Source organism: Prevotella vespertina (genome assembly GCF_009728485.1).
GTDB classification, from domain to species: domain Bacteria; phylum Bacteroidota; class Bacteroidia; order Bacteroidales; family Bacteroidaceae; genus Prevotella; species Prevotella vespertina.
On record NZ_VVIQ01000001.1, the window covers coordinates 173,143 to 186,071 of the forward strand.

Below are 12,929 nucleotides of genomic sequence, written 5' to 3' on the forward strand. Positions count from 1 at the left end.
ATTGATAATAGGCGATTATAAACACTTGTCAAAGCATCATAATCGCCTAATAGAATTATCTTCCAGCTTGGTTAATCAAATCAATTACTTGTCCATTAAAGTCCTTGTTCTTCATTAACTCTTCGATACTTACATGCATACGATAGCGCCAGTAGTGCTTAGGATTAGCCGGGATGTTAATGCGTTCGGCGTCAGGATCAGCCAATCGGAGCGTTTCGTCAATACTCATCCAGTCTTGAATGCCTAAGATGCAGAGCATACTTGGTGATGTCAAATGGCGACTAACGATGTCACGAGCAAGCCATCCAGGTAATGGGTGAGGTGCTGGTCCACCACGATGAAGCATACTATTGAAGTAATCCTGCGCTCTTGCCCAGTCTTCATCCCACCATTGTCGAAGTGTAGCCATGTCATGTGTGGAGATAGTACTTACACTTCTGTATGGGTTCTGACCCAAGTGTCCGAATCGAACATGCGGGTCTTTCGGCATACTCTGTATCTCCAAGCTAAGGATACGAAGCTCGTTCATTACCCAGGCAACGCAATCAGGCACCATACCTAAGTCCTCGGCACATACCAACATACGTGTTGCATTCACCAACTTAGGCAACTTCTTCATTGCTTCCTGATACCAGAACTGGTTATTGCGACGATAGTAATAATCATTATAAAGCCTGTTGAATACTGCTTTATCACTATCGTAAAGGCTCTCATAGATGAATGCGAACTGCACACTAATGCGTGGATGAAAGCGGTTAGAATCCTTATGATCACGCACAAAGAGCACATCGCTAATCAGAGAATATAGCCCATCACGTATCCAAACATCAGTATCTGAGGTCTTACCAGCAAATGCCTTTTCCACCTTACGTTGCGTATCGAAGGCTGGACGCATCTTGTATCTGTCACCCCAAATATGCTCAACATACTTTTGACGAACCTCATCTGCATGCTCTCTGAATACACGATCTAATATCCAATCAGTGATGAATGGCTCGGTAAATAGCTCCTCTTGCCAGTGTAAACCATAGCCCTCAATCTCCTCACGACTCATTCCTAGCGATGGAGCAAACTGTCCTAACAGACCATGAACAGCACTTATTGGAATCTCCCATATACGGAAGAAGCCTAAGACATGATCGATTCGGTAGGCATCAAAATACTTCGACATGTTCTGGAAGCGACGTATCCACCACTTGCAACCATCGCTTATCATCTCCTCCCAGTTGTATGTTGGAAAGCCCCAATTCTGCCCATTTACAGAGAAATCATCAGGTGGCGCGCCTGCCTGACCATTAAGGTTGAAGTATCGAGGTTGCGTCCACACGTCACATCCATAACGGTTTACTCCGATAGGAATATCGCCTTTCAGGACCACTTTATGCGCTTGTGCATACTCATGGACAGCCTTTAGTTGACTGCTGAGGATATATTGCACGTAATAGAAGAAAGCGACCTCCTTGTATGCTTTCTCCTTTGGTGACGATAGCTGTTTACGCTCTGCTTCATCCCATTGGTTATGGTCGGACCAACGTGAGAAGTCAGCTGTTCCATTCTTATCACGCATGTAGCAATATTGAGCATACGGCACTAACCAGCTCTCTGTATCGATGAAGAAGGCTTTAAAAGCATCACTCGTGAGCACCTTTTGACCCTCTTGTTCGAATAGTAAACGTAGATATTCTGTCTTCGCATCATTGACTCTTTCATAGTCAATCTGCGGTAAGGCGTTAAGTTCTTTACGCAAGGCTTCAAACTTATCACGCTGCTCTTTATCCTTTAAAGCAGGTAAGGCGTTGAGGTCAACATACTGCGGATGAAGTGCAAAGATGGATATACAGCTATAAGGATAGGAGTCCGTCCAGGTGTGAGTGATGGTTGTATCGTTGATTGGAAGAATCTGTAGCGCACGTTGTTGCGTCAGACTCACCCAATCAACCATCTTCTTTAGGTCGCCAAAGTCGCCTATTCCGAAGCTAGACTCCGAACGAAGAGAGAAGACAGGGACTAATGTTCCGGCTATGCGAACGGCTGGAAGTGGGAAAAAAGCCTCATCCAACTCATAGACCATGACGTCACCTTCATCCATTGCAGGCAATTCAACGATACGATTATCGCTGTATTCCCATACGATAGCATCGTTATCTGCTTTGTTCTTAATGAAGAACTTCACTTCTAAACGGCTGCTTGCCAACTTTGCACCATCAAGAGTTACCATCCACTCATTGATGTTGTGCTGTGTCATCTTCAGTGCTTTCTTTTCGTTCCAAGCGCCTAATGCTGGTTCAGCACCAATGAGATAGAGTTGATCTTCAGCCCTTAACTGTGGCGCACGCACCTTGAGTGTAACCGATTTGTTGAAGTTGTTGAGTTTAACCTTCTCTTGTTTCTTACCGACAACACAATCAGCAATAGCAGAAGAGTATAGGTATGAATCCTCAGGAATATCATTCCAGTGGTCGTAAACACAATAGTTTAAACCGCGTTCAGCATCGAAGTTCAATCGATGACACATGACGCTCCATTCCTTTCGCTCCTCGTTATCGCCACGAAGAACACTATAGAAGTAATCAATCTGCGTCCCTGGCTTCACGTCCTTACGTACTTCTACGCTCCAGTGATAGCCATCTAAGGTGTGCATCCTGTACTGTGAGGTCTCATTCACCCCGTTGTGTCTCCCTGTAATTATGCTCAAGACAAGTTCTTGACCATAGTAGGTTTGATAGTTTATGTTAAACTGTATGTTCATAGAGTTGGGTAGTTATTTTTCGTCAAAGTTAATAATAATAATGTGAATAAGCAATAGCTCTTTGCATGATTTATATCAATTTATGCGTAATCGTTTGCACTTTCAACCCTAACTTATAGATTATCACTTGCTTAGTCTCTCATTATTAAGCCTTTACAAGGTATTCTTTGAAAGACAAAGAGGGTGAGAGAAGCACCCCAAAAAACAAAGAACAGCACAAAAGAAGAGATGATTGTGAGAGATAAAGAAGGTGCACTTCTTTAGTTACAAACAAGGAGGTGCAAGAAAGTAAATATTCTTCTCCATTTAAAGAGAGCCTTTCCTTGCCATGAAGAGAGCCTTTCCTTGATACAAAGAGAGGCTCTCTTCCTCCTTAAAAGAGCCTCTTTTAATTTATAACAACAGCTTGTCACAATTAAAGAAAAATATTTGTATCTTTGCACATAACCAATGGATCCATCATAGCCTATGCACAATCTGAGCTATTATATTGCTTATTTAAACCTTTACAAGGCTGAAATTATAAAAGTAATAATCTATGCTTTGTTTGGTTATGCATTCTTGTACGATTGCTTAAGAGACACTCGTCCAGAGTTAATAGCGCACATTAAAGAGCAAACCTTCGACTTCAAAGTGGTGTCCTTTAAGTCTGCTCGGGAATACCAAGTAGAGGGTGTCGACCGAGACGGACGCACACGTGTGCACAAAATAACGAGGTTCTGGGCAATAACCGATAAAGACCTAAGGGCTGGAAACAGGATTGTGAAGCAGAAAGGAAATACAACTCTTACGATCATCCAACCCGATACTATCCGTCGCTTCCCACTGTCGTTTAGTGATGGAGATGAGGTTTGGTAGGATTGAAAAGTTGTACATTCAAACAAGAAGAAACGACGAGTAATAAAGAACCAGCAATAGGGTTTCTATGCAAGAAACCAAACCTAAAAACCTATTAATATGATTTCTAAAATTGTAAAAACGCTTTTGCCCATCACAGCTTTCAGTTGTGTGCAAGGCAATGCCACAACTCCTAAGAAGCAACAGAAGCCTAACATTATATATATAATGTGTGACGATATGGGCTATGGCGACCTCGGTTGCTATGGTCAAAAGTACATCCTTACGCCTAACATAGACCGAATGGCAAAGGAAGGAATGCGTTTCACGCAGGCTTATGCAGGTGCTCCTGTGAGTGCACCATCACGTGCTTGCCTAATGACTGGGCAGCACTCGGGACATACGGAGGTGCGTGGTAACAAGGAATATTGGCAGAATAGCAAGCCTGTTTACTATGGGAAAAACAAAGACTTCAGCGTTGTTGGGCAGCATCCTTACGACCCCAATCACATTATCTTACCAGAGATAATGAAGGATAATGGCTATCGAACGGGAATGTTCGGTAAGTGGGCAGGAGGTTACGAAGGCTCTGTTTCAACACCTGATAAGCGAGGGGTGGATGATTTCTATGGCTATATATGCCAATTCCAAGCCCATCTCTATTATCCAAACTTCCTCAACGAATACTATAAAGAACGAGGAGATACGGCGGTGAAACGTGTTATCTTGACAGAAAACATCAATCATCCGATGTTTGGAGACGAATACTTTAAACGCACGCAATACTCGGCTGACCTCATCCACCAGCATGCCATGGATTGGCTGAAGGCTCAAACGAAGGATAAACCATTCTTTGGAGTATTCACTTATACGCTTCCTCATGCTGAACTTACGCAACCGGACGACTCGTTAGTGGCGTTTTATAAGAAGCAGTTCTTCACTGATAAGACGTGGGGAGGGCAAGAAGGCTCACGATATAACGCTGTTGTTCACACGCACGCACAGTTTGCTGCAATGATAACACGCCTTGATTCATACGTAGGAGAGATTCTCAAGCTATTGGATGAGAAAGGTCTTGCGGACAACACACTCGTTATCTTTACCAGTGACAATGGTCCTCATGAGGAAGGCGGGGCTGATCCTTCGTTCTTCAACCGCGATGGAAAGCTAAGAGGTATTAAACGACAATGTTACGAAGGAGGTATCAGAATACCTTTCATAGCTCGCTGGAATGGACATATTAAGGCTGGTGTAGAGAGTAATTTGCCCTTTGCTTTCTATGATCTCATGCCTACTTTTGCAGAAATGGCAGGTGTAAAGGATTATGTACGAAGCTATCGTAATAAGAAAAAGACTATCGATTACTTCGATGGAATATCAATTCTTCCTACGCTCATAAACGATGGAATCGGACAAAAGAAGCACCCTTATCTTTATTGGGAGTTCGCTGAAACGGACCAAACAGCTGTTCGAATGGGGGATTGGAAACTGATTACTATTCATGGAATACCACATCTTTACAATCTAGCAAACGACCTTCATGAGGATCATGACATAGCAAATGAGCATCCAGATATCGTACAGAAGATGATAGAAATTGCTCAGAAAGAGCATACGAATAGTGAACTTTTCCCTGTTACAATGCCTTCATTGGATAAAAGATGACAATTAAGCAAATGTAGATAAGGATAAGTAAGATAAGAAAAGACACATAGACATGAACACAATTGCACCATTTTCGCACCCTTTATATATCATGCTAAAGCCCGTCGGGGCTTCCTGCAACCTCAGATGTGAGTATTGCTATTATCTTGAAAAGGCAAATCTCTATAAGAACACACCAACTCGCATACTGACAGAAGAGCTATTAGAACGATTCACAAAGGAATATATCAATGCTCAAACCATGAATGAGGTTCTCTTTACATGGCATGGGGGAGAGACGATGATGCGCCCACTATCATTTTTCAAAAAGGCAGTTGAATTACAACGCAAGTATGCTAACGGGCGCAGAATAAGCAATACTATACAAACAAATGGTACGTTATTGACTGATGAATGGTGTGAGTTCCTACGTGAGAACAACTGGCTTGTAGGTGTATCGATTGATGGTCCACAGGAATTTCACGATGAATACCGGCGCACAGCACGCAATGGTCCATCATGGTCAAAGGTTATGAAGGGGATTAAACAGTTCCAGAAACACCACGTGGAATGGAATGCTATGGCGGTAGTAAACGATTTCAATGCTGATTACCCGCTCGACTTCTATCACTTCTTCAAGGAGATTGGATGCCAGTTCATACAGATTTCACCTATTGTAGAGCGCATCATACAACATAAGGATGGGCGACATCTAGCTACATTAACCGATAAGGAAGAGTTGCCAATAGCGGACTTCTCGGTTACACCAGAGCAGTGGGGCGACTTCTTGTGTGCAATCTTTGATGAGTGGGTACGCAATGATGTGGGGCAAACCTATGTGGAGATATTCGATTGCATATTGGCTAACTGGGTGGGACAAACACCTGGTATCTGTGTGTATGCAAAGGAGTGTGGACATGCAGGAGTAATGGAGTTCAATGGAGATGTGTACTCTTGTGACCACTTTGTGTTCCCTGAATACAAACTTGGTAATGTAAAAGATAAGACATTGATTGATATGCTTTATGGGGAGAAACAACGGCAGTTTAGCAAACTCAAGCATGCCTCGCTCCCACTTCAATGTCGTGAGTGTGAATGGGAATTTGCCTGTCATGGAGAGTGTCCAAAGAACCGATTTATAAAGGATAAGTATGGTAATCCTGGTCTTAACTACCTCTGCAAAGGGTATAAGAAGTTCTTCCAACACATTGCTCCATATATGGACTACATGAAGAACGAACTACTGAATCAACGTCCACCAGCCAATGTCATGAAGTTTGTTGATCAATTGGGTAGAGAGTAAACACACGCATCCCTTAAGACAGAAGAGCTGATACTCTTAACGAGTACCAGCTCTTCTACGTTAGTATTTATGAAAAATTTGAGAGAATATTGAGACCTCACGGCCTCGAGTTGTTTTACTTTTAAATGATTATTTATTGAGAAAGCATAGAAATTGTCTTACTTTGTTATGGATGACACAGATGTCTGTATCTTATGTTGCAAAGTGTCTACCTTTACAGAATCAGCCTTAGCAACGGAAGGACCTTCATGGGGTTTGTCTACGGCAGCAGTACTTGATACTGCACGTGAGGCGTCTTCATCAGAGAAAGCAACTTGCATTGCGTTCCCCAACGTGAGGATAATTGCTACTATAGCAGCAGCCTTAAAGAGTGGCATAAGACGATGACGCATCGTGATGACACGTGCCTTCACAGGCTCATCCTTCTCTATAATCCCCAATACCCTTTGGTCAAAGTCACTGCCCAGTACGCTCTCTTCCTTCTCGTTCTTACTATATGTAAAAAGGTCGCGATAAGGTAGTAAAGCTGCTGGAATGTCCTCTTGAGAGAAGAACGCACGTAGAATCTCCTCTTCTTGAAGAGAAGTTTCACAGCGCCAATAGCGCTCCAGTAACTGTTCAATGTACTTATAATCCATAATTATCTAGTTTCAAATATCTTTGTTTGACCGCCTGTCTTGCTCGGAAGATATTAACCTTCACTTGCTCTTCAGTAATATCCAATATGACAGCTATCTCTTTATAAGATTTACCTTCGAAGTCTCTTAGCTGCATACAGCTTCGTTGTTTCTCAGGAAGTGAATCTACTATTTGTCTAATTAGATTCACCCTGTCAGCTTGAATCATTCGGTCTTGTGGATTAGATGAAGATAATGGTTCTACTCCTTTTACATCTTCTAAAGAGTTGTTATCATTCTCTTTTTTCTTGATGCGATCGAGTGAGAGATTACGACATATCGTCAAGCTAAAAGCTTCAATAGAGTCTATGTCCTCCCAATCAGAGCGACGATTCCAAACCTTTATCAGCGTATCTTGCACTATATCTTCAGCCTCAAACCTGTTGAGTGTGATACGAAGTGCAAGCCGGAAGAGTTGATTCTTCAACGGCAAGATATCATCTCGAAAACTGATATTTTTCATCTTCTCACTATTTAAATGACGATTATATATGACTAAAAGTTACAGAGAATAGAACGAAAGAGTATCCATTTAACCTTTAATAACACATCATTTATGATTATCACCTTATTGTTTACGACAACACAATCTCAATAATCAAGAGTATATTATATTAATAAATCAAAGATTGCAGAGCATACTTTGGTTTTTAACTAAGTATTTAGATTGCATAAAATCGCATTTCTCATTAATTCGCCAAGTATGCTCTACCTCCTCTAGGAAATCATAACCTATTCCAAGTATGTGTAACCATAAAGTCCACTACGATAATTGCTAAGGAATTCCTTACCTTCTTCTAGAGAGATCTTACCTTGTTTAACACTCTTTGTTACCCATATTTCCAATTGGCGAACAAGCTTCTTCGGATTGTACTGAACATATTCCAGAACTTCTTCGACAGTCTCACCATCAAAGATCTGATCGATATGATACCCCCCATCCTTCACAGAAATATGTACGGCATTGGTATCGCCAAAGAGATTATGCATATCACCAAGAATCTCTTGATAAGCCCCGACAAGGAATACACCAAGATAATAAGGCTCATTTGACTTTAACGGATGAACTGGTAGTACATGACTGCTACGCCCCATAGCAACAAAATTTGATATCTTTCCATCACTATCACAGGTTATATCTTGCAATGTCGCATTACGGCTTGGACGCTCATTGAGACGCTGAATAGGCATCACTGGGAATAATTGGTCTATAGCCCAACTATCTGGAAGAGACTGGAAAAGGGAGAAGTTACAGAAATACTTATCTGCAAGAAGTTTATCCATGTTACGTAACTCATCAGGAACATGCTTCATGTTCTTTGCTAAATTATTGATTTCATGGCATACACTCCAATACATTGCTTCTATCTCCGCACGAGTACGAAGGTCAACCAAACCATGAGAGAATAATTCTAAGGCTTCTTCACGAATCTGCTCTGCATCATGCCAATCCTCTAACATATTACGAGCATCAAGATTATCCCATATATCATAAAGGTCTTTTACTAGCTGGTGATCGGTCTCTTTTGCTTCAAATTCTTCAGACATCTCAGGTAAAGATGCAGTTTCAAGAACATCAATAACAAGAACCGAATGGTGTGCAGACAAACTTCTACCACTTTCCGTAATGATATTTGGATGTGGAATATCACTCTTGTTAGCTGCATCTACAAACGTATAAACGCAATCGTTGACGTATTCTTGAATACTATAATTCACAGAACTCTCACTACTGGATGAACGTGTACCATCATAATCGACTCCAAGTCCACCACCACAATCAACAAAGTCTACGTTATACCCCATCTTCCTCAGGTTCACATAATACTGTGCTGCTTCATTTAGAGCCGTCTGAATACGACGAATCTTTGTTATTTGCGAACCTATATGGAAGTGTATTAGACGCAAACTATCATGCAGCCCTTTTGCATCAAGCGTCTCTAAAGCCTGAAGAAGTTCAGAGGAAGTAAGACCGAATTTCGATGCATCGCCACCACTTTCAGCCCATTTTCCAGAGCCACTAGATGCTAATTTTATACGAATACCAAGGTTAGGTTTAACGTTAAGTTTCTTTGCTGCACGTGCGATAAGATCTATTTCGTTGAGCTTTTCAACGACAATGAAGATACGTTTACCCATCTTTTGCGCCAATAGAGCAAGCTCAATATAACTCTGATCCTTATATCCATTACAGATAATAAGGGAATCACTCTGGCATTGAACAGCAATTACAGCATGTAATTCTGGCTTTGATCCTGCTTCCAAGCCTAAGTTAAACTTACGCCCATGAGAGATGATTTCTTCAACGACAGGCTGCATTTGATTCACCTTAATAGGATAGATTATGAAGTTCTCAGCTTTGAAGTCATACTCTTTTTTTGCTTTTTCAAAACAAGACGAAGTCTTTTCAATTCGATTATCAAGAATGTCAGGGAAACGAAGTAACACAGGAGGTGTAACATCGCGTAGGGCTAGTTCATCCATAACATCACGTAAATCAATTTGAGTATTATCTTTACATGGTGTTACATAAACATCACCTTTATTATTAATACCGAAATAAGAAGTACCCCACCCCGACGTGTTGTACAGTTCTGTAGAATCTTCTATCGTCCACTTTTTCATTGTCGTTTCCTAACCCTTGTATATCTTTTTCAAACTATAAATAGAAATTATGAATCTTCACAACTTACCGTTTAACGTTGTATCTACCGCTAACAACTGACAGACACCACCTACAGATATTTGAATCTTCTCATAGTTGTCCATCAAACTAACATCTAATGTATGCTTTGCCTTGGTGTAGAATGGTTCACGTTCTTGCAATTGTCTACAAACAAACTGGCGTACCTCCTCAGATTTCTTATTTAATAACAGAGGGCGAACAGACTTTCCCATCTGCAAATGACCATATAACACTTCAGGACTAGCTTTCAGATATATGGTCTCTCCCTGAGTATTCATATAATCCATATTATCAAAGAAACAAGGTGTACCACCTCCACAAGCTAGAATAACATTCTCAAACTCTGCCACCTCATGAAGCATTGCTTTTTCTATCTTTCGGAATCCTTCTTCCCCCTTTTCATCGAAGATCTGCTTTATAGATTTTCGCATCCTACTCTCTATATACCAATCTAAATCATAGAAAGGAATGTTCAACTCTTTCGATAAGGCTCGGCCAATAGTAGTCTTGCCAGACCCCATATATCCGATAAGAATGATACGAAGCGGTATGTTTCCAGCCTTGTTATCTGACATACTCACGAAATTTTCATATATCATTACACACTTTCTATGTCGTAAGAAAAAGTGTGATCAACATTATATTATAAAGGAGAGATCAGTTATCTTACTTTTTTCTCTTTGGCTCTGGAGCATTCTTAACAATATCCAAGCATTGTTCGTAAGTCAATTCAGAAGCCTTATCATAAAGAGCTTTCGGCATACGATAATTCTTACCATCATAAGCAACGTATGGACCATAACGCCCATTCATCACCTCCATCTTAGCATCTTCTTCAAAAGTCTTCAAGTGACGCTGTGCTTCTTGTAGACGCTTTTTCTGAATAAGATTGATAGCAGCATCAAGTGTTATTGTTAATGGATCTTCCCCCTTGGGTATTGATGTGTATTTTTTATCATGGAGTACATAAGGACCAAAGCGACCTGCTCCAATAACAACATCTGAGCCTTCAAACTGCCCCAATGTACGTGGTAATTTGAACAATTCTAGCGCTTCTTCTAGTGTAATGGTCTCCATACTTTTTCCTGTAGGGAGTTGAGAAAAACGTGGTTTATCCTCATCATCTGCACTACCTATCTGCACAACGGGACCAAAACGACCTATTTTAACAAATACAGGTTTACCACTTTTCGGATCTATTCCTAATTCTCTTTCACCAGCTTTATGTTCAGAGCGAGCATTCATAACCTTCTCAACTTCTGGTTCAAAGTTCTCATAAAAGAGTTTCATCTCTTTATTCCACTCCACTTCACCTGCTGCTATCTTATCAAATTCTTGCTCAACTTTAGCTGTGAAGTTATAGTCCATGATGTCTGGGAAGTTCTCCATTAGAAAGTCGTTAACAACTATACCAACATCAGTTGGTATCAACTTTCCCTTGTCAGCACCAGCCATTTCCTTCTTGCTCTTTGATGTTATCTTCAATCCAAGCAAGGAATCAACAGCATATTTGCGCTCTTCACCTTTACGATCACCTTTCTGAACATATTCACGTTGTTGAATAGTTGAAATTGTTGGAGCATAAGTTGAAGGACGCCCAATACCCAGTTCTTCCAATTTGCGAACCAGACTAGCTTCTGTATAACGATTTGGACCTTGTGAATAACGCTCTGTTGAGACTATTTCACGACGCTCCAACACCTCACCTTCATGTATCACTGGTAAAGCATGTGACAATTCCTCATTCCCCTCTTCATCATCAGTTGACTCAAAATAAACTTTCAAGAACCCCTCAAAAGCAACAACTTCACCATTTGCAACAAACTGCAAATCAGTTTGAGAAGAACCATCTTCTGAACTCAATGCTATATTAACTGTCGTTTTCTCTATCTGAGCATCAGCCATCTGAGATGCAATAGTTCGTTTCCAAATAAGATCATAAAGACGTTTCTCTTGACTAGTTCCTTCAATAGAAACATTCTCCATATAAGTAGGGCGAATAGCTTCATGCGCTTCTTGAGCGCCCTTACTATGCGTCTGATACATTCTTACTTTACTATATTCTGTGCCGTATAAGCGTTCTATCTCCGCCTTACTTGTATTAATGGCTAAAGCCGACAAGTTAACACTATCTGTTCTCATGTAAGTGATACGTCCTGCTTCGTACAATCTCTGGGCTATCATCATTGTTTGACTAACCGTAAATCCAAGTTTACGAGCAGCCTCCTGTTGTAAAGTTGATGTAGTAAAAGGTGGAGCTGGTATACGTTTTAATGGTTTCTTCGTAATCGATGAAACCGTAAACTTTGATTGTTTGCACAATTCCAAGAATGCTAAAGCCTCTTCATGCGTCTTAAATCTTTTATTCAGTTCTGTCTTTATCTCGTTCTTTGAGCCATCTTCACTAGTAACAGCAAAGATTGCATTCAGACGATAATAAGGCTCTGGTTGAAAATTTTGAATCTCTCGTTCACGCTCAACAATCAGACGAACGGCAACACTTTGCACACGACCAGCACTCAAAGCAGGCTTTACTTTTCGCCATAAAACTGGTGAAAGACGGAACCCCACTAGACGATCTAACACACGGCGAGCCTGCTGTGCATTTACCAAATTCATATCTAAATGACGTGGAGACTCAATAGCCTTGAGTATAGCAGGTTTGGTAATCTCGTGAAAGACTATACGACTCGTATTCTCTTCGTCAAGCCCCAACACTTCACACAAGTGCCAACTAATAGCTTCTCCCTCACGATCCTCATCGGAAGCCAACCAAATCTTCTTAGCCGCTTTAGCATTCTTCTTCAATTCGCTGACAACCTTCTTCTTCTCTTCTGGGATTTCATAATCAGGATTCAACGTATCGACGTCAATGCTTAGTTCTTTCTTCTTAAGGTCACGAATATGACCATAAGAAGACATCACTTTATAGTCTTTACCAAGAAACTTTTCTATTGTTTTAGCCTTTGCAGGACTCTCTACTATTACCAGATTCTCTTGCATGATTACTAATTGTACATTTTTTCAAGGACG

Annotated in this window: 9 protein-coding genes; 3 read left to right on the forward strand and 6 right to left on the reverse strand. The window is 40.9% G+C overall.

The window, feature by feature from the left end; all coding sequences use genetic code 11:
• Nucleotides 1–55: 55 nt before the first annotated feature.
• Entirely contained in the window at nucleotides 56–2,749 is a 2,694-nt protein-coding gene (locus tag F0475_RS00630) for a 4-alpha-glucanotransferase (protein ID WP_155714951.1), read from the reverse strand.
• A 468-nt stretch (nucleotides 2,750–3,217) separates the two neighbouring features.
• Here F0475_RS00630 and F0475_RS00635 point away from each other — a divergent pair, with 468 nt between their 5' ends.
• The 3 genes from F0475_RS00635 to F0475_RS00645 all read left to right on the forward strand — a co-directional run bounded on the left by F0475_RS00635 (nucleotide 3,218) and on the right by F0475_RS00645 (nucleotide 6,533).
• On the forward strand, nucleotides 3,218–3,607 hold the full coding sequence (locus F0475_RS00635) for a hypothetical protein (RefSeq protein WP_155714952.1): 390 nt from the start codon (nucleotides 3,218–3,220) through the stop codon (nucleotides 3,605–3,607).
• Nucleotides 3,608–3,706: 99 nt separating this feature from the next.
• Entirely contained in the window at nucleotides 3,707–5,251 is a 1,545-nt protein-coding gene (locus tag F0475_RS00640) for an arylsulfatase (protein WP_155714953.1), read from the forward strand.
• 52 nt (nucleotides 5,252–5,303) lie between these two features.
• On the forward strand, nucleotides 5,304–6,533 hold the full coding sequence (locus F0475_RS00645; RefSeq protein WP_155714954.1) for an anaerobic sulfatase-maturation protein: 1,230 nt from the start codon (nucleotides 5,304–5,306) through the stop codon (nucleotides 6,531–6,533).
• A gap of 158 nt (nucleotides 6,534–6,691) precedes the next feature.
• Here F0475_RS00645 and F0475_RS00650 read toward each other — a convergent pair whose 3' ends face one another.
• From F0475_RS00650 to topA, 5 genes are all read right to left on the reverse strand, one after another.
• The gene (locus F0475_RS00650; RefSeq protein ID WP_155714955.1) at nucleotides 6,692–7,171 is read right to left on the reverse strand and encodes a pyruvate ferredoxin oxidoreductase; all 480 of its coding nucleotides are present in this window, start codon (nucleotides 7,169–7,171) and stop codon (nucleotides 6,692–6,694) included.
• The gene (locus F0475_RS00655; protein WP_009435466.1) at nucleotides 7,161–7,673 is read right to left on the reverse strand and encodes an RNA polymerase sigma factor; all 513 of its coding nucleotides are present in this window, start codon (nucleotides 7,671–7,673) and stop codon (nucleotides 7,161–7,163) included. Before F0475_RS00655 ends, F0475_RS00650 begins: the two co-directional genes overlap by 11 nt.
• Before the next feature lie 269 nt (nucleotides 7,674–7,942).
• Entirely contained in the window at nucleotides 7,943–9,835 is a 1,893-nt protein-coding gene (gene speA / locus F0475_RS00660) for a biosynthetic arginine decarboxylase (RefSeq protein WP_009435484.1), read from the reverse strand.
• Nucleotides 9,836–9,892: 57 nt separating this feature from the next.
• Nucleotides 9,893–10,471, reverse strand: coding sequence for a shikimate kinase (locus tag F0475_RS00665; protein WP_155714956.1), 579 nt, complete (start codon nucleotides 10,469–10,471; stop codon nucleotides 9,893–9,895).
• Nucleotides 10,472–10,562: 91 nt separating this feature from the next.
• Nucleotides 10,563–12,899: a type I DNA topoisomerase gene (gene topA, locus F0475_RS00670; protein WP_009435473.1), complete on the reverse strand. Its 2,337-nt coding sequence runs from the start codon at nucleotides 12,897–12,899 to the stop codon at nucleotides 10,563–10,565.
• Nucleotides 12,900–12,929: the final 30 nt, after the last annotated feature.